This window comes from Rhizobium sp. RU35A (assembly GCF_900156005.1).
Lineage (GTDB): Bacteria > Pseudomonadota > Alphaproteobacteria > Rhizobiales > Rhizobiaceae > Neorhizobium > Neorhizobium straminoryzae.
This window is the reverse complement of sequence record NZ_FTMR01000001.1, coordinates 247,605-264,343: the sequence shown is the minus strand read 5'-3', so window position 1 is coordinate 264,343 and position 16,739 is coordinate 247,605. Positions and strand designations below refer to the sequence as shown.

Here is a 16,739-nt window from a genome sequence, read left to right as displayed (position 1 = left end):
GCCGCCCGCATAAAAGGGCGGGCGGTCCACCCTGCTGCACCGATGCGCCTCAGTGGCTGGTTTCAAAACTCAGCCGGATGACGTGATGCAGGAAATCCGCGTCGATCAGCATATTGAAGCCGACGGTGACCTTTTCCTTCTGGCGGCGGATCAGCGTGCAGCCGATTTCGTCGCGCACGCCGAGGATTTCCAGGAAAAAGTGATTCGGGACCGGAAGGTGGGGGCTGACTTCCAGTTCCGCCCCGTAGAGCGACATGCGGCGAACCAGGCAACGCATCTGGTTCTTGGTGCTGAGATGGTGGCCGACGAAGATGATCTTGCCCGGCCGGTCGATCTCGAATTTTTCGAACACCTCATCATGAGGGATGTTGGCTTTCGTCTCTCTCACAATGTTCAAGGGCATCGAACCCTCCTGTGGATGCTACACCCTCAGTCTGACCTTATAGATATGACGCTTCCTGAAGCCGGACGATAAAATGCAAGCGATCACCGCGATTTTGTCGCATGTCGGGAGCGCGGCGGGGATGCTGTTGACCCGATCAGTCCGCGGCGTTACCCACGGACCGGAGAAGAGCGCCGTGGAAGCGCTCTGTTGCGGGCGTGATGGAAAGCCGCGGACTGGACGAGGGAGTGGCGGGCGTGTCGGACAATATCGTGATCATTGGTGGCGGTCAGGCTGCCTTCGCGCTTTCGGCCAAGCTGCGGGCGCTGAAGGACGAGCGACCGATCACTCTGGTCAGCGCCGAATCCGTGCCGCCCTATCAGCGGCCGCCACTCTCAAAGAAGTATCTGCTGGGCGAGATGGAGTTTTCCCGGCTGCTGCTGCGTCCCGAGGCCTGGTACCAGGAAAACGGTGTTGATCTGCGGCTTGCCACCTTTGCCGAGGAGATCGACCGTGCGGCCTGCACTGTGCGCCTGCAGGACGGCACTCTTCTTCCTTATGGCACGCTGGTGCTGGCGACCGGGGCCACGCCCCGCACCCTGCCGGCAGCGCTCGGCGGCGATCTCGCTGGCGTCCACGTGATGCGCGACAAGCGCGATGCCGATCATCTCTCCGGCGCATTGCTGTCGGGGCGGCGTGTTCTCATCATCGGCGGCGGCTATATCGGCCTGGAAGCGGCGGCGGTCGCACGCCACCGGGGGCTCGAGGTCACCCTCATCGAGATGGCCGACCGCATCCTGAAGCGGGTCGCGGCGTCGGAAACGGCCGATATCCTGCGCGGGGTGCACGCAAGGCATGGGGTCACCATCCGCGAATCGACCGGTCTGGCCCGCCTGATCGGCCGCGACGGCCATGTCTGCGGTGCCGAGCTTTCCGATGGCAGCATGCTCGATGTCGATCTCGTCATCGTCGGCATCGGCGTCACTGCCAATGACCAGCTGGCCAAGGCTGCCGGTCTTGATGTCGCGAATGGCGTGATCGTGGATGCCTACGGTCGTACCTCCGATCCGGCGATCTATGCGGTCGGCGACTGCACGGAGCTGCCTTACGGGGAAGGGCGGGTGCGACTCGAATCGGTACAGAATGCGGTGGACCAGGCCGAATCGGCCGCGCTTGCGATTCGCGGCGAACCGGTTGCCTACGTGCCCAAGCCCTGGTTCTGGTCGGACCAGTATGACGTGAAGCTGCAGATCGCCGGCCTCAATCAGGGCTATGACGAGACACTGGTGCGGCCGGGCGCCCGGGACGGCGCGGCCTCGGTCTGGTATTTCAGGGCCGGACGCTTCATCGCCGTCGATGCCGTCAACGATGCCAAGGCCTATGTGACCGGCAAGAAGCTGCTCGATCTCGGACGCACGCCGGAGCGGGCGATTCTGGCTGATTCCGCCGCCGACCTGAAGGTGCTTCTGGCCTGATATGCCGGGGGCAATGCCCGCGATGGCGGGCATTTCGGTTCTTTTCACGGAGAAATGCGGGAAAGCGTGCAAAATTCCTTGCAATCGTCGTCTGTCCGCAATAATCACCACCGCACCGGAGAGGTGGCCGAGTGGTCGAAGGCGCTCCCCTGCTAAGGGAGTATACGTCAAAAGCGTATCGAGGGTTCGAATCCCTTCCTCTCCGCCACTCCCCAGACATAATCTTAACGTTCATTAGTATTTCAGTGGATGCTGCGGAGTGTGCGCAAGTCACGATGGAATCGTTTCGGCGTCGCTATACTGATTCCGTTGCTGCGCCGACCTTTCCTGCATGGCGTGTAAGTTTCCCGTTCTCCCTGCACTTCTTAACCAAAGGTAAAATTCAGGACGGCCGGTCATTGCGTCTGTGCTGTTTGTGCAACAGGGGGGTGGGGAAGCGGGTGTATCGGAACGAAACCGATCCAGTTCACGATTGCATGAACGAAGCGCTCTAGTATGTTCACCATCAGAAGCGAGGCGGTGGATCGTCTGTCTTCTAAGAACCGACGGGGATGGGGCAGGGAATGCTGTCCTTCAGCCAAAAAACCCAGACCCTTACGAAACTTGACTGGAGGTCATTATGAACATCAAGAGCCTTCTTCTCGGCTCCGCTGCTGCCCTCGCAGCAGTATCCGGCGCTCACGCTGCCGACGCTATCGTTGCCGCTGAGCCGGAACCGATGGAATACGTTCGCGTTTGCGACGCTTTCGGCGCTGGTTATTTCTACATCCCGGGTTCTGAAACCTGCCTGAAGATCAGCGGTTACGTCCGTTTCCAGGTCGACATGAGCGAGCTGCTCAATGACTCGGACAACGTTTCTGCAACGGCTGGCAACTGGAATGCCAAGACCCGCGGTCTCGTAACCTTCGCAACGAAGTCTGACACGGAACTCGGCGCTCTCGGCAGCACCATCACCGTTCGCGCTTGGGGCGATCAGTCCTCTTCGTCTTCGCTCGAAATCGACGAAGCGTTCCTGACCCTCGGCGGCTTCCGCGCTGGTTACGGCTACAACTACTGGGATAACGGCATCGTTGGCGAAACCGACGCGCTCGGCTCCAACCGCATCAACCAGATCGGTTACGAAGCAACCTTCGGCGCCATCAAGGCTGGCCTGTTCGTTGACGAGCTGAACAATACCACTGCCACGAACAACGACACCTGGGGTGTTGAAGGCCAGATCTCCGGCGCCTTTGGCCCGGTCAAGGCATACCTGCTCGGCGGCTACGACGTCGACAAGGAAGAAGGCGCGATCCGCGGTATCCTGTCTGCCGCTGTTGGCCCGGGCACCCTCGAAGGCGCTGTTGTCTACTCCAGCGGCACCAACGCATACTTCTCGACTTCCGAGTGGGCATTCGCAGCCGCTTACGAAGCCAAGATCAACGACAAGATCAAGGTTACCCCCGGCTTCCAGTACTGGGACAAGCTCGGCTTCGTCGACAGCGCCAACGGCTGGAAGGCCGGCGTTGCTGTAGACTACGCCATCACCAAGGGCTTTGCTGCCAAGGTTTCGGCTCAGTACACGGACCGCGACGACAAGAACAACGGCGACGGCTACTGGGCTGGTTACTTCCGCCTGCAGCGTTCGTTCTAATTCGATCTTGATCGAATGGGAGAAAGCCCGGCTTTGCCGGGCTTTTTTCGTTTTGGAGGTACGTGCGGCGTTTCCCGTGTCTTTCCTTTCCTGTCGCTGACCGCCGTGCAATCGGACGCGTCCGCCGTCGACTGCTCGTCGTCTGAGGTCCGTTCCGTACCGCCGACACGCTGTCATGCGACCTTGGTCTGTGCGCGAATCGGCGGACTGTCCCCTGTGCCGGCGTGGCACGAGGTCGGGCGGCCGGTTTGCGAGTCGCGTTGTCCCGTCCGTTCGGCCGCAGAAGGAAACGATTCGGCCGCTTCGGCGTAATCCGGTGGGGGTGCTTCGGCGACTCGTTCCGGCCGAGGCGAAAGATCCTGCCCGATTTTTGCCATCAACATTGCTGCAATGTTTCTGGAAAATGCAGGCTTTCTAAGTGCTTGGCTAAAAAAACGGCACCGCTGCGCTCCATTTGGCCCGCCGCTGCGGCGTATGTCACGAAAGCGCAACAGTGCCGGGGTAGAGAGTTTGCTGGAACCGAAATCCGGGCGTTTTTAATTTTCTCTGCGGGCAAAACGGTGGTTTAGTTTGGACAACTCAGGCGGCAATAGTGTCTGAGGTGTCCCAAATCAGTCCCGAGGAAAAAACATGAACATGAGAGCTATCGTACTGAGCTCTGTTGCAGCGCTTTCTTTTGGCGCGGCAGCCCACGCAGCTGACGCCATCGTTGCTGCTGAACCGGAGCCGATGGAATATGTCCGCGTTTGCGATGCGTTCGGCGCCGGTTATTTCTACATCCCGGGTTCTGAAACCTGCCTGAAGATCTCCGGTTACGTCCGCTTCCAGGTTGATGCCAGCGAACTGCTGAACGACTCGAACAACGTTTCGGCCACCGGCGGCAACTGGAATGCCAAGACCCGCGGTCTCGTGACCTTCGACACCAAGTCCGACACGGAATACGGCGCTCTCGGCAGCACCATCACCGTTCGCGCCTGGGGTGACTCCTCGTCCTCCGGCAATCTCGAAATCGACGAAGCCTTCCTGACCCTCGGCGGCTTCCGCGCTGGTTACGGCTACAACTACTGGGATACCGATATTGCCGGCGAAACCGACGACCTCGGTTCCAACCGCATCAACCAGATCGGTTACGAGCACACCTTCGGCGCCATCAAGGCCGGCCTGTTCGTTGACGAGCTGAACAACACGACCGCGACCAACAACGACACCTGGGGTGTTGAAGGCCAGGTTTCGGCTGCTATCGGTTCGATCAACGCTGCCCTGCTCGGCGGTTACGACGTTGACGCCAGCGAAGGCGCTGTTCGTCTGATCGTGACGGCTCCGGTTGGCCCGGGCACCCTGAACCTCGCCGGCATCTACTCCTCCGGCAACAACGCCTACTACGGCGCTGGCGAATGGACGGTTGCCACCTCCTACGAGCTGAAGGTCACCGACAAGTTCTCCGTTACCCCGGGCTTCCAGTATTGGGACAAGCTCGGCTGGGTCAGCGGCCAGAACGGCTGGAAGGCTGGCGCAACGCTCGATTACGCCATCACCAAGGGCTTTGCTGCCAAGGTTTCCGCTCAGTACACCGACCGCGACGACCAGAACAACGGCGACGGCTACTGGTCTGGCTTCTTCCGCCTGCAGCGCTCGTTCTAATCCGAACGAACTCTCTCTCGAAGGCCCGGCATTGCCGGGCCTTTTTGCGTTGGGGCTTTTTTTGCGCGACTGTCCCCTTGGTCAAGCATGCATCGCGCTGGCAAGAAACGCGCCGAGCGGTGCGGCGATCTCCGGGCGGTGAAGAAGAGGTGCGTGTCCCTGGCCGGGCGCGACAACCGCTTGCAGTGAAGGGCGTCGCGCGGCCATCGCAGCCACCGTGTCGGCGGTCAGCAGCCGTGAATGCTCGCCGCGAATCACCAGCATCGGAATGTCCGGAAACTGGTCGAACTGCGCCCAGAGCGCGGGCAGGGGGGGCGTCAGATCGGCAGCTGCAAAGGCAGCCGCGATGGCCGGATCGCAGTCGGCCACAATGCCGTTCTCATCCTGCGTGTAGATCGATTCTGCCATTTCCGCCCAATCCGTCTCGCTGAGGGACGGGAAGGCTGCGCCATGCACCCGCTTCAGGTCCTCCCTGGCATCCATCCAGGTCGCGAGACGACGCGGCGCCCTGAGATAGTCCTGGATCTGACGCAGGCCCTCGATGCCGAGTTCCGGCCCGATGTCGTTGAATACGATGGCTGCCAGCCGTTCGGGTGCGAGGGCGGCGAGAACGTGCAGAATCAGTCCGCCGCGCGAGGTGCCGATGAACAGCGCGCGGTCGATCGCGAGATGGTCGAGCACGGCCATCACGTCCTGCGCTTCCGTTGCCACGGTATAGCTCGCCTTGTCGATGGCCCGGCCGGAGGAACCGCGTCCGCGATAATCGATGCAAACGACAGACCTTGGCCGCTTTGGATCGGTGATGATCCGCTTCGCCAGCGGATGGAAGTCGCGCGCGTTGCGGGTGAGGCCCGGCAGGCAGATGACCGGCAGCGTGTTTGGCGATGCTGCAGCGTCTGCCGCCGGAGCGTAGAGTCGATAGCCAAGCTGCGTCCCATCGGTCGCGGCGATGTGGTGTTGGGTGTGGTCTGCCATGGGCTTCCTCCTTGTCCGGGAGGCAGCCTATCGCAAGGCAGCCGGGCGCGGCAGGGGAAAATGCCAGAGGGGATTAACGGCGGCCGAAGCGCAGGTCGTCCTCGATATCGGCCTGCTGGCCCAGCCGGATCTTGTAGACCTGATAGTTTTCCATCACCCGCTGCACGTAGTTGCGGGTTTCCGGGAAGGGAATGCGCTCGATCCAGTCCACGACCTCGTCGAGCGACTTGCCGCGCGGATCGCCATAGCGGGCGATCCATTCGGGCACGCGCTTCGGCCCGGCATTGTAGGCAATGAAGGTGAGGATGTAGGAGCCGCCAAAGCTGTCGATCTGTTCGCCGAGATAATGCGCACCGAGCGTGGCGTTGTATCCGGGGTCCGAGGTCAGCCGGGCGGGCGTGAAGGTCATGCCATGTCGGTTGGCGACCCCTTTGGCCGTGCCCGGCAGGATCTGCAGCAGGCCACGGGCATCGGCTGCGGAAACGGCCGCCGGATTGAAGGCGCTTTCCTGGCGGGCAATCGCATAGGCCAGCGCCTTGCCGGAGCCCTGGATGTTGGCGCTGGCGGGAATGACGCCGACCGGGAAGGCGAGGGCGGCCACATCGATGCCGCGGCTGAAAGCGCTCTTGCCGATCTGCAGGGAGAGGGCGTGATTGCCGTTGCGCTCGGCACGGGCCGCCAGGATCGCCAGTTCGCCCGGGCTCGTTAGCTGCTCGCCCAGCGCGCGATAGAGCGCATCCGCCCGTTCCGGATGGCCGGCGGCATCCAGCCTGTCAATCGCGCGCACGGCCTCGCGGGCCTGGAAATCGCGGCGATCTTCCGACGTTGGCTGCGGATAGGCGACGTCGAGCGTCTTCCGCTTCAGGCGTGCGGCGGCCAGCTGTCCATAGAAGGTGGCGGGATAGGCGGCGGCCTTGACGTAGAACGCGGCGGCCTTGCCGGAGCCGCCTTGCTCCGCCGCCCGGCCAAGCCAGTACCAGCCGCGCGAGGCCGACATCGGCCGCGACGAGGTGTCGATGATTCGCTGGAAATGCGTTTCGGCCGTTTCCGGATCGTTCAGCCCCCGCAGGGCATACCAGCCGGCATGAAATTCGGCATCGACGATATCTGCCGTCGCCTTGGCATTGTGGTTTGCGACCAGCCGGTAGGCATTGCGAAAATCGCCCTGATCCGCCAGGCCACGGGCAATGATGCGCCGCTCGTTCCACCATTCGGTGGCATTCACCTGTTCGGCATGGTCCTGCGGTGCGCGTGCCAGAAGGCCGGCTGCTTCGCCATAACGCTCCTGCTGCCGCAGGAATTCGATCTGGGCAAACAGGAAGGCCGGATCGCGCCCCCACCTGGCGGCCGCCTTGTCGAGCAGAGCGCCGGCCGTCTTGGCGCGGCTTGCGACCGCGCTCCAGGCGGCATAAAGCGGCGCGGCGCGCCCCAGGTCCCCGAAGCGCTTTGCCTGCGAGACGCGGTTGCGATACATCAGAAAATCCATGCGGGCGCGATGGTCCGTGCTGGTCAACAACGGTCCGAACTCCTGCAGGATGCGATCCTCGAGATCCTTGTCGAGCGTCTGGCCGGTCCAGAAGGGACGCAGCACTGATGCCGCCTGCGGGGCACGGCCGGTAGCGGCAAGCGCGCGGGCCAGAATGATGGCGCCCTGCGGCGTTTCCGGTACGGTGCGGCCAAAGGCGGCCAGAATATCCGGTGCTGGCGGATTTTCCTGGTAAAGGGCGCGCTCCGAATTGCCGCGCAGCCGGGAAAGGCCCGGCCAGCCCTGCAGGTCGCGCTGGGCCGCGGCAATCTCGGCGGAGGGGACGTCGCGCAGGCCGGATGTCACGATCGCCCAGGTCAGAAGATGCCGGTCGAGCGAGCCTTGCGGCAGGCGGTCGCGCACGGCAAGCGCGCCGGCAGCATCGTTGTCGGAGAGAAGATCGAGCCCCGCCTTCAGCGCCGCGATGGAGGTATCGGCTTCACCGTTTCCCGGTGCGCGGGGAATGGCGCCGGTAATCTCGGGTGTCGGCATGGCGACCTGCTGCAGTTCTACCGGCCGTGGGCGCGGCACGGGTGCGCCGTCGTCCGGCAATGGTGCTGCAGATAGCACCCCGGCGCACAGCGAAAGCCCGATACTGGCCATCACGAACGATTTCTTCATCCCACAACCCGCACCAGAAAGACTGTCATCCCAATTAGCTGGAGTGATGATTAACGGAAGCTTACCATAGTCGTGTCCTTGCACGATTTCTTTGATCACGATCCGGTGCGAAACCGGAAACAGCCTGCTTGTTTCAGTCTGTGGGCCGCTCTATGGTGCGCGTCACAGTATCAGAGAATGCGGCCGAAGCATGAAGCGGGCCGTTCGGGAGTGTTTGCATGTTCAAGGGGTCCATGCCCGCGCTGGTCACGCCGTTTACGGATGCGGGCGCGGTCGATGAGGCGGCATTTGCCGCTCATGTGGAATGGCAGATCGCAGAAGGTTCGACGGGGCTCGTCCCGGTTGGAACCACCGGGGAGTCGCCCACCCTCTCGCATGCCGAGCACAAACGCGTCATCGAAATCTGCATCGAGGTGGCCGCCGGGCGCGTGCCCGTGATTGCCGGTGCAGGCTCCAACAACACCCGCGAAGCGATCGAACTGGCCCAGCATGCCGAAAAGGCGGGCGCCGACGGTCTCCTCGTCGTCACCCCCTATTACAACAAGCCGACGCAGAAGGGCCTGATCGCTCATTTCAGCGCGATTGCCGAGGCCGTCAGCCTGCCGATCATCATCTACAACATTCCGCCGCGTTCGGTGATCGACATGTCGCCGGAAACGATGGGGGCGCTTGTGAAGGCGCACAAGAACATCGTCGGCGTGAAGGATGCGACCGGCAAGCTGGAGCGCGTCTCCGAGCAGCGCATGAGCTGCGGCAAGGAGTTCATCCAGCTGTCCGGCGAGGATGGCACCGCGCTCGGTTTCAACGCCCATGGCGGCGTCGGCTGCATTTCGGTCACCGCCAATGTCGCGCCGCGGCTCTGTGCGGAATTCCAGCAGGCGACGCTGGCCGGGGATTACGCCAGGGCGCTTGAATACCAGGACCGCTTGATGCCGCTGCACAAGGCGATCTTCATGGAGCCCGGCGTCTGCGGCGCGAAATACGGCCTGAGCCGCGTGCGCGGCATGAACCGGGCCGCCCGTTCGCCGCTCCTCTCCACGCTGGAGCCCGCCACCGAAGCCGCCATCGATGCGGCACTGCGCCATGCCGGCCTGCTGAACTGAGCTTGATCCGGTCAGTGGGCGGCGCGTTTCGGTGCCCCCGCTTCCCTTCGGGCATCGCGCACACTACATTGGGTCGGTCGAACCGTCGCCTCAGGGCGGATTGTCAACGAGAACCCTCAAAGGGCGGAGTTAACCACCTTCCATGGCACCCAAAGGCAGCCAGCGCGTCGTCAACAAGATCGTTGCGGAAAACCGCAAGGCGCGCTTCAACTATGAAATCATCGATACCTACGAAGCGGGCATGGTGCTGACCGGCACCGAGGTCAAGTCGCTGCGCGAAGGCAAGGCGAACATCGCCGAATCCTATGCCTCCGATGAAGATAACGAGATCTGGCTGATCAATTCACATCTGCCGGAATATCTGCAGGCCAACCGTTTCAATCACGAGCCGCGCCGTCGCCGCAAGCTGCTGCTGTCGAAGCGCGAGATCAACCGTCTGCGGGCTGGCATCAACCGCGAGGGCATGACGCTGGTGCCGTTGAAGATCTACTTCAACGAGAAGGGGCGGGCCAAGCTGGAACTGGCGCTCGCCAAGGGCAAGAAGCTGCATGACAAGCGCGAATCCGAGAAGGAGCGTGACTGGAACCGCCAGAAGAGCCGCCTGCTGAAGTCAGGCTGACCGACACGGGTTCCCTTTGTTTTGATAGATCGAGACAGCCGCCACGCTTTGCGTCGCGGCTGTTTTCAATCATGGGGGTGGTCAGCGACCGCCCATGCCCATGGTGAACATCAGTGCCGTCCGGCGCGCCTCGCTCAGCCTTGCATCCTGCCGCGCCGCCCGGCTGAGACCGCTGCCGGAGGGACAGTCCAGCGCGTCCAGCCCGATGTCGCGCAGGGCGTGGGTGTTCAGATCGCTCGCGTGGTTCAACCTGCGTCCGGCGCCGCGGAGACGGCGGGTGAACGACACGATCCAGCGAAACCCGGCAAAACCCTGGCGTCGGGCGGACAGCATGGGGCTGGCGGGAAGGGATTCGGAGGCTCGGTCGATCGTGCGCATGGTCCTGTCCTTTCGAAGAGGCACGAGAAAAGTCGCTCCGCTGCCGGCAGGACAGAGGAGAAACGGCGAAGGGGCTGGAGGTTGATTGCGGGGTGAAATGGGCAGCCTTCTGCTGCGAGCGGCAAACTGTCGCAGAAGAAGTCATTCGTCCAGTGAATGTTCTGAATGCGATTGATCAGCGCAGCTGATGAACTTCTGCCGTGCTTGACGCCTGTTGAAAGCGCTGCTCATGGCGCAAAAGCCATTCCTTGCGCCACAGGCCACCGCCATAGCCCGTCAGACTGCCATCGGCGCCCATCACCCGGTGGCAGGGAATGAGGATGGCAATCTGGTTCGCGCCATTGGCGCGAGCGACGGCGCGCACGGCGCTCTGCCGGTCGAGATCGCGCGCCACCGCGGAATAGCTGCGGCGCTGCCCCGCCGGTATCTGGCTGAGCGCCTGCCAGACCTCGCGCTCGAAGGGTGTGCCGTGTCCGCCGATCCGCACCGTGAAGTCCGAGGCGTGGCCGGCAAAATAGGCCGCAAGCTCCGCCTCGACCGTATCCGTCACGCCTGTCCGACCCATGATGATGCCACAGCGTCCGCGTTCCTGCAGCCGCTTGAGTTCCGTCGGCAGGGCCGGGCGATCGGCAAATTCCAGAAGGTGAAGGGCATGGTCGCAGACCACCGCCAGCATCGGTCCGATCGGTGTTTCGATCCAGTCGGCCTTCAGCAGCCTCTGGTCTTTCAACTGGCGGGGTGCGGCGCCCAGTCGCTGCGTGATGGCGTGGCGAAACCCGCTGCCGGATTCGAAGCCCGCATCCAGCTGTGCCGCGATGACCGGTGCACCGGCATTGAGGGTGTTTACGGCCTGGCTCAGGCGGCGCTGTCGGGCAAGCTCCAGAAAGCTCATCCCGAATCGTCGCTTGAAGGCGCGGCGCACGGTGGAGGGATCGTGGCCGAGGGCAATCAGATGCTGTTCGCTCCAGCGCCGGTCGGGTTCTGCGTCGAGGGCTGCCAGCAGGGTCGCGATGGTTGGGTCACCGTCGCCATAGCGCAGCATCGGCGTGCAGCGCTTGCAGGGGCGGTATCCAGCCGTCAGGCAATCGGCGATGCTCGTTTCAAAACGGCAGTTTTCGCGGCGCGGCTTGCGCGCCGCGCAGGTGAAGCGGCAGAAGATGCGGGTCGAGGTAACGCACACATAGGCAAAGCCATCATAGGCCGCGTCGCGGTCAAGAAGGGCCTGGTAAAGCGTGTCGTCGGAAGGTCGTAAGGTCAGCATGCATCGACCATACGAGGTCTTGGCTCGTTCCGGCGCCGAAAAACGGGCGTGCATTTTGATGAAGCCCGAAATGTGCAGGCAGCACCGCGAAAGCCTCCCAACCTCTCTGCGGTGCCGCTTGCGCCTGTCTCAGGCGTCCGCCGGATCTGAAACCGGTTCCACCACGCGCTGTACGCGTTCTGACGGATCGCGACCGATCTCGGCCTTCAGCGAAATCAGATCGATGAAATGATCCGACTGGCGGCGCAGATCGTCTGCGATCATCGGCGGCTGGGTTGCCATGGTCGACACGACGGAGACCTTGCGGCCCTTGCGCTGCAAGGCTTCCACCAGCGTGGTAAAGTCGCCGTCGCCGGAGAACAGCACCAGATGGTCCACCGTTTCGGACTGTTCCATGGCATCGATGGCCAGCTCGATGTCCATGTTACCCTTCACCTTGCGGCGGCCCATGGAATCGGTGAACTCCTTCGCCGGCTTGGTCACGACCTTGTAGCCGTTGTAGTCCAGCCAGTCGATCAGCGGGCGGATCGACGAATATTCCTGATCCTCGATCAGCGCGGTATAATAATAGGCGCGCAGGAGGTAGCCGCGCTTCTGAAAGGCCTTCAGAAGCTTGCGGTAGTCGATGTCGAAGCCGAGGCTCTTGGAGGCGGCGTAGAGATTGGCGCCGTCGATAAAAAGGGCAATTTTTTCGCGTGGATCAAACATTGTTTCCTCCATCCATTCTGAAAATATTTCGCTTTCCCGGTTCCCTCCCTTCCCGGGAACCCCGCTTGCGTCTGCAGCGGGCTGTGGTATTTTATCATATATTCATATTGAAAGTATTTAATGCACGATTGATTCAACTCCAAGCGGTTTGACGGCGTTTTCCCTAGGGAATTGGTCGCATATGGGGCCCTCGGCAAGGCCGGGTGAGGAAAAACTTGAATTCCCGCCCCTTTGCCTGTATCGGGCGTTCTAATCCTCGAAATACCGATCGTAAAGGACAGGCAATGGCCCGTGTCACAGTAGAAGATTGCATCGACAAAGTCGATAACCGTTTCGAGCTGGTCCTGCTTGCCAGCCATCGCGCCCGCCAGATTTCCCAGGGTGCTGCGATCACGGTTGATCGCGACAACGACAAGAATCCCGTCGTTGCCCTGCGCGAGATCGCCGACGAGACGCTCTCGCCCGACGATCTGAAGGAAGACCTGATCCACTCGCTGCAGAAGCATGTGGAAGTGGACGAGCCGGAGCCCGATCCCTCGACCCTCATTGCCGCCAATGCCGGTGCGGCTGCCAGCGCCGAAAAGGTTCTGGACGAGGACGATCTGCCGGAAACCCTTACTTTCGACCAGATGTCGGAAGAGGAACTGCTGGCTGGTATCGAAGGTCTGGTGCCGCCGGAAAAGAGCGACGACTACTGACGATTACCAATCGTCAAGGATCTCGCCTTAAGGGCCTTGTGTCTTGCATATCGGCAGCGTCAATCTCCGGGTTGGCGCTCCTTTTCTTTTTCTGGGTGTTGGAAGGGTCTTCGGAAGCATGATGCGGCAATACGAGCTCGTCGAGCGGGTTCAGAAGTACAAGCCCGACGCGAATGAAGCTCTCCTCAACAAGGCCTATGTCTATGCCATGCAGAAGCATGGCAAGCAGAAGCGCGCCAGCGGCGACCCCTACATTTCCCACCCGCTGGAAGTTGCCGCCATCCTCACCGAAATGCATCTCGACGAGTCCACCATCGCAGTCGCCCTGCTGCACGACACGATCGAGGATACCACCGCCACCCGCGCCGAGATCGACGAACTGTTCGGCGAGGATATCGGTCGCCTCGTCGAGGGGCTGACCAAGCTCAAGCGTCTCGACCTTGTCTCGAAGAAGGCCAAGCAGGCGGAAAACCTGCGCAAGCTGCTGCTGGCCATTTCCGACGACGTGCGCGTGCTGCTCGTGAAGCTCGCCGACCGCCTGCACAACATGCGCACGCTTGAGCATATGCGCGACGACAAGCGGGCCCGCATTTCCGAAGAGACCATGGAAATCTATGCGCCGCTCGCCGGCCGCATGGGCATGCAGGACATGCGTGAGGAGCTGGAGGACCTGTCCTTCCGCTACATGAATCCGGAGGCCTACGAGACCGTCACCAAGCGGCTGGCGGAGCTTTCGGCGCGCAACGAAAACCTCATCACCAAGATCGAGGACGAGCTGCGCGATCTTCTGATCGCCAACGGCCTGCAGAATGCTGCCGTCAAGGGCCGGCAGAAGAAGCCCTATTCCGTCTTCCGCAAGATGCAGTCGAAGTCGCTGTCCTTCGAGCAGTTGTCCGATGTCTACGGCTTCCGGCTGATCGTCGACGATATTCCCGCCTGCTACCGGGCGCTTGGCATCGTCCATACGCGCTGGCGCGTGGTGCCAGGTCGCTTCAAGGATTATATCTCGACGCCAAAGCAGAACGATTACCGTTCGATCCACACAACGATCGTCGGTCCGTCGCGCCAGCGCATCGAACTGCAGATCCGCACGCGGCGCATGCACGAGATCGCCGAATACGGCATTGCCGCCCACAGTCTCTACAAGGACGGCGAGACCGGGGAGGGCGGCGAGCTTCTGTCGAAGGAAAGCAATGCCTATTCCTGGCTGCGCCATACCATCGAGGCGCTGGCCGAGGGTGACAGCCCCGAAGAATTCCTCGAGCACACCAAGCTCGAACTCTTCCAGGACCAGGTGTTCTGCTTCACGCCGAAAGGCAAGCTGATCGCGCTGCCGCGCGGTGCCACTCCCATCGATTTTGCCTATGCCGTCCACACCAATATCGGTGACACCACGGTCGGCGCCAAGATCAACGGGCGGATCATGCCGCTCGTCACCCGGCTCAGCAATGGCGACGAGGTGGAGATCATCCGCTCCGGCGTACAGGTCCCGCCGGCGGCCTGGGAAGAGATCGTCGTTACCGGCAAGGCGCGCGCCGCCATCCGCCGCGCCACCCGCATGGCGATCCGCAAGCAGTATGCCGGCCTTGGCCATCGCATTCTGGAACGCACCTTCGAGCGGGCCGGCAAGGAGTTTTCCCGCGATATCCTGAAGCCGGCGCTGTTCCGCCTTGGCCAGAAGGAGGTCGAGGATGCGATCGCCGCCGTCGGACGCGGCGAACTGTCCTCGCTCGATGTGCTGAAGGCCGTCTTCCCGGATTTCAAGGACGAACGCACCACCATCAAGCCGGCCGCCGACCAAGGCTGGTTCAACATGCCGACCGCCTCCGGCATGATGTTCCGTCTGCCGGGCGGCGAAAAGACGGCGGCAAAACCGGCGGGAGAGGCGGGCGGACCCGAGCCCCTGCCGATCCGCGGTCTTGCCAGCAATCTGGAAGTCCGCTTCTCCCCCTCCGGCGCCGTGCCGGGTGACCGTATCGTCGGCATCATGGAAGAGGGCACGGGCATCACCATCTATCCGATCCAGGCGTCTGCCCTGCAGAAGTTCGATGACCAGCCGGAACGCTGGATCGACGTGCGCTGGGATCTGGACGAGGCGAACAAGTCCCGCTTTGCCGCAAGGCTGGTGATCAATGCGCTGAACGAGCCGGGAACGCTCGCCAAGGTCGCCCAGACGATCGCGCGCCTCGATATCAACATCCGCGTCTTGACCATGGGCCGCGTCGCCACAGATTTCTCCGAACTCCAGCTGGAGGTGGAGGTCTGGGATCTCAGGCAGTTGAACCAGCTCCTCGCCCAGTTGAAGGAGCTGGACTGCATTTCCACGGTCAAGCGCCTCTACGATTGAACATTTGTTAAGCATGGCATCGGGAAGAGTCGTGGTGCCATGCATCCAATGCATGGCTGACAGCGGAAGGCTGCGTTGGTGCCGAAGCGTTGCATGAACTATATCTTGTGCATCGCAACATTAGGAGGCAAACATGTTCAAGCCGCTTCGTACTTTCGCCCGCGCCCTTCGCGCTCCGACCCTTCAGGAACGGGAAATGGCTTATCTGAATGAATCGCATGATGCCATCGAACTGGAATACCGCATGCGCCAGGTTGATCGCGGTCTGTTCCGCAAGGTCATCTGATCGGGGCGACCGAGACGCCCCGGGCGTCCATGCATCGGAAGGCCGGTAGATGGCCATGACGGTTTTGGATCGCCTGTTCTTTGCACGACATGCTCGACCCGCCGGACGGCGCGAGCTGAGACACAGGAGACGCAGAAGCCCCTTGCGTTCCCTGCGCTACATGAGGGCAAGGGCCGTGAGGCTGACCGGTTCGCCGCATGCGGTGGCGATCGGTTTCGCCGTCGGGGTGATGTCTGCCTGGACGCCCTTTTTCGGTTTTCACATCGCCATTGCGCTTGCTGCCGCCTTTCTGTTGCGCGGCAGCCTTGTCGCCGCGACGCTTGGAACCGCCTTCAGCAATCCGCTGACCATTCCGCTCATCCTGCCGCTGACCTGGCAGATCGGCCATCGCATGCTGGACCGCGCGCCCGATTCCGGCGCCACGGCCGCAGCCCTGGTGCGACAGCTGGAAGGCCTGCATGTGGCCGAACTCTGGCATCCGCTGTTCGAGCCCCTGACGCTCGGTGCTCTTCCTCCCGCAATCGTGAGCGGTCTCTGCTGTTATCTCGCCACGTTTGTCGGCATCAGGAAGTATCGCGCCGCGCGAGCCGCAAGGCTTGCGGCGCGTCGTGCCGCCGCAAGGCCGGTCGACAAGGGCAGTCGTGTCTGACACAGATTGGGTCAGCCAACGAAGAGGAACGGCATGATCATCGGCATGGGCAGCGACCTGATCGATATCCGGCGGGTCGAGAAATCGATAGAGCGCTTCGGCGAGCGGTTCACGCATCGCTGTTTCACCGAGACCGAGCGGCGCAAATCCGACGGGCGCAAGATGCGCGCGGCCTCCTATGCCAAGCGCTTCGCCGCCAAGGAGGCCTGTTCGAAGGCGCTCGGCACGGGGCTGGCCCAGGGCGTGTTCTGGAAGGACATGGGCGTCGTCAACCTGCCGGGCGGCAAGCCCACCATGGTCTTGACCGGCGGCGCGGGCGAGCGGCTGGCTGCCCTGATGCCGGCGGGGCATGAAGCCGTCATTCACCTCACCATCACCGACGAATTCCCCTATGCGCAGGCCTTCGTGGTCATCGAGGCGCGGCCGCTCTGACCGGCGGGG

The 16,739-nt window shown here is 62.3% G+C and carries 16 protein-coding genes and 1 tRNA gene; 11 read left to right on the top strand and 6 right to left on the bottom strand.

Annotation, left to right across the window (positions count from 1 at the left end; all coding sequences use genetic code 11):
- Window positions 1–49: 49 nt before the first annotated feature.
- A complete protein-coding gene (locus tag F3H95_RS01485; protein WP_143125270.1) occupies window positions 50–403 on the bottom strand; it encodes a hypothetical protein in 354 nt (117 codons plus the stop codon).
- A gap of 236 nt (window positions 404–639) precedes the next feature.
- On the opposite strand from F3H95_RS01485, the gene F3H95_RS01480 reads away from it, so the two are divergent.
- The 4 genes from F3H95_RS01480 to F3H95_RS01465 all read left to right on the top strand — a co-directional run bounded on the left by F3H95_RS01480 (window position 640) and on the right by F3H95_RS01465 (window position 5,128).
- Window positions 640–1,857, top strand: coding sequence for an FAD-dependent oxidoreductase (locus F3H95_RS01480; protein WP_149744683.1), 1,218 nt, complete (start codon window positions 640–642; stop codon window positions 1,855–1,857).
- Window positions 1,858–1,974: 117 nt separating this feature from the next.
- Window positions 1,975–2,065, top strand: a tRNA-Ser gene (locus F3H95_RS01475).
- A 411-nt stretch (window positions 2,066–2,476) separates the two neighbouring features.
- The gene (locus tag F3H95_RS01470; RefSeq protein WP_149744682.1) at window positions 2,477–3,487 is read left to right on the top strand and encodes a porin; all 1,011 of its coding nucleotides are present in this window, start codon (window positions 2,477–2,479) and stop codon (window positions 3,485–3,487) included.
- A 630-nt stretch (window positions 3,488–4,117) separates the two neighbouring features.
- The gene (locus F3H95_RS01465; RefSeq protein ID WP_149744681.1) at window positions 4,118–5,128 is read left to right on the top strand and encodes a porin; all 1,011 of its coding nucleotides are present in this window, start codon (window positions 4,118–4,120) and stop codon (window positions 5,126–5,128) included.
- Between the two features lie 81 nt (window positions 5,129–5,209).
- On the opposite strand, the gene F3H95_RS01460 is transcribed toward F3H95_RS01465, so the two are convergent.
- Together F3H95_RS01460 and F3H95_RS01455 are read right to left on the bottom strand one after the other, a co-directional pair.
- Entirely contained in the window at window positions 5,210–6,103 is an 894-nt protein-coding gene (locus F3H95_RS01460) for an alpha/beta hydrolase (protein WP_149744680.1), read from the bottom strand.
- 73 nt (window positions 6,104–6,176) lie between these two features.
- Entirely contained in the window at window positions 6,177–8,249 is a 2,073-nt protein-coding gene (locus tag F3H95_RS01455; RefSeq protein ID WP_149744679.1) for a lytic transglycosylase domain-containing protein, read from the bottom strand.
- A 218-nt stretch (window positions 8,250–8,467) separates the two neighbouring features.
- On the opposite strand from F3H95_RS01455, the gene dapA reads away from it, so the two are divergent.
- Window positions 8,468–9,352, top strand: a complete 885-nt coding sequence (gene dapA, locus F3H95_RS01450) for a 4-hydroxy-tetrahydrodipicolinate synthase (protein WP_143125276.1) — start codon at window positions 8,468–8,470, stop codon at window positions 9,350–9,352.
- A gap of 142 nt (window positions 9,353–9,494) precedes the next feature.
- On the top strand, window positions 9,495–9,971 hold the full coding sequence (gene smpB, locus F3H95_RS01445; protein ID WP_143125277.1) for an SsrA-binding protein SmpB: 477 nt from the start codon (window positions 9,495–9,497) through the stop codon (window positions 9,969–9,971).
- Window positions 9,972–10,052: 81 nt separating this feature from the next.
- Here the strand turns inward: smpB and F3H95_RS01440 are convergent, their stop codons facing one another.
- From F3H95_RS01440 to F3H95_RS01430, 3 genes are all read right to left on the bottom strand, one after another.
- Window positions 10,053–10,349 carry a hypothetical protein gene (locus F3H95_RS01440; RefSeq protein WP_149744678.1) on the bottom strand — a complete coding sequence of 99 codons (297 nt, stop codon included), beginning with the start codon at window positions 10,347–10,349 and terminating at the stop codon, window positions 10,053–10,055.
- Between the two features lie 175 nt (window positions 10,350–10,524).
- Window positions 10,525–11,610, bottom strand: coding sequence for a trifunctional transcriptional activator/DNA repair protein Ada/methylated-DNA--[protein]-cysteine S-methyltransferase (locus F3H95_RS01435; protein ID WP_149744677.1), 1,086 nt, complete (start codon window positions 11,608–11,610; stop codon window positions 10,525–10,527).
- Between the two features lie 129 nt (window positions 11,611–11,739).
- Window positions 11,740–12,318 carry an NYN domain-containing protein gene (locus tag F3H95_RS01430; protein ID WP_143125280.1) on the bottom strand — a complete coding sequence of 193 codons (579 nt, stop codon included), beginning with the start codon at window positions 12,316–12,318 and terminating at the stop codon, window positions 11,740–11,742.
- A 284-nt stretch (window positions 12,319–12,602) separates the two neighbouring features.
- On the opposite strand from F3H95_RS01430, the gene rpoZ reads away from it, so the two are divergent.
- The 5 genes from rpoZ (at window position 12,603) to acpS (ending at window position 16,730) form a co-directional block, all read left to right on the top strand.
- Window positions 12,603–13,016, top strand: a complete 414-nt coding sequence (gene rpoZ / locus F3H95_RS01425; RefSeq protein ID WP_143125281.1) for a DNA-directed RNA polymerase subunit omega — start codon at window positions 12,603–12,605, stop codon at window positions 13,014–13,016.
- A gap of 118 nt (window positions 13,017–13,134) precedes the next feature.
- Window positions 13,135–15,363 (top strand): bifunctional (p)ppGpp synthetase/guanosine-3',5'-bis(diphosphate) 3'-pyrophosphohydrolase, encoded by a 2,229-nt coding sequence (locus F3H95_RS01420; protein ID WP_149744676.1) that lies wholly within the window; start codon window positions 13,135–13,137, stop codon window positions 15,361–15,363.
- A 133-nt stretch (window positions 15,364–15,496) separates the two neighbouring features.
- Window positions 15,497–15,649, top strand: a complete 153-nt coding sequence (locus F3H95_RS01415; protein ID WP_143125283.1) for a DUF3563 family protein — start codon at window positions 15,497–15,499, stop codon at window positions 15,647–15,649.
- A gap of 142 nt (window positions 15,650–15,791) precedes the next feature.
- Entirely contained in the window at window positions 15,792–16,298 is a 507-nt protein-coding gene (locus F3H95_RS01410; RefSeq protein WP_188134259.1) for a DUF2062 domain-containing protein, read from the top strand.
- Between the two features lie 33 nt (window positions 16,299–16,331).
- The gene (acpS, locus tag F3H95_RS01405; RefSeq protein WP_149744674.1) at window positions 16,332–16,730 is read left to right on the top strand and encodes a holo-ACP synthase; all 399 of its coding nucleotides are present in this window, start codon (window positions 16,332–16,334) and stop codon (window positions 16,728–16,730) included.
- The last annotated feature ends 9 nt before the right edge of the window (window positions 16,731–16,739 follow it).

What these genes read in the sequence shown, in the direction of transcription:
- F3H95_RS01485 (WP_143125270.1), bottom strand. Translation starts at nt 403, where the DNA reads ATGCCCTTGAACATTGTGAGAGAGACGAAAGCCAACATCCCTCATGAT.
- F3H95_RS01470 (WP_149744682.1), top strand. Translation starts at nt 2,477, where the DNA reads ATGAACATCAAGAGCCTTCTTCTCGGCTCCGCTGCTGCCCTCGCAGCA.
- F3H95_RS01465 (WP_149744681.1), top strand. Translation starts at nt 4,118, where the DNA reads ATGAACATGAGAGCTATCGTACTGAGCTCTGTTGCAGCGCTTTCTTTT.
- F3H95_RS01460 (WP_149744680.1), bottom strand. Translation starts at nt 6,103, where the DNA reads ATGGCAGACCACACCCAACACCACATCGCCGCGACCGATGGGACGCAG.
- F3H95_RS01455 (WP_149744679.1), bottom strand. Translation starts at nt 8,249, where the DNA reads ATGAAGAAATCGTTCGTGATGGCCAGTATCGGGCTTTCGCTGTGCGCC.
- dapA (WP_143125276.1), top strand. Translation starts at nt 8,468, where the DNA reads ATGTTCAAGGGGTCCATGCCCGCGCTGGTCACGCCGTTTACGGATGCG.
- smpB (WP_143125277.1), top strand. Translation starts at nt 9,495, where the DNA reads ATGGCACCCAAAGGCAGCCAGCGCGTCGTCAACAAGATCGTTGCGGAA.
- F3H95_RS01440 (WP_149744678.1), bottom strand. Translation starts at nt 10,349, where the DNA reads ATGCGCACGATCGACCGAGCCTCCGAATCCCTTCCCGCCAGCCCCATG.
- F3H95_RS01435 (WP_149744677.1), bottom strand. Translation starts at nt 11,610, where the DNA reads ATGCTGACCTTACGACCTTCCGACGACACGCTTTACCAGGCCCTTCTT.
- F3H95_RS01430 (WP_143125280.1), bottom strand. Translation starts at nt 12,318, where the DNA reads ATGTTTGATCCACGCGAAAAAATTGCCCTTTTTATCGACGGCGCCAAT.
- rpoZ (WP_143125281.1), top strand. Translation starts at nt 12,603, where the DNA reads ATGGCCCGTGTCACAGTAGAAGATTGCATCGACAAAGTCGATAACCGT.
- F3H95_RS01420 (WP_149744676.1), top strand. Translation starts at nt 13,135, where the DNA reads ATGATGCGGCAATACGAGCTCGTCGAGCGGGTTCAGAAGTACAAGCCC.
- F3H95_RS01415 (WP_143125283.1), top strand. Translation starts at nt 15,497, where the DNA reads ATGTTCAAGCCGCTTCGTACTTTCGCCCGCGCCCTTCGCGCTCCGACC.
- acpS (WP_149744674.1), top strand. Translation starts at nt 16,332, where the DNA reads ATGATCATCGGCATGGGCAGCGACCTGATCGATATCCGGCGGGTCGAG.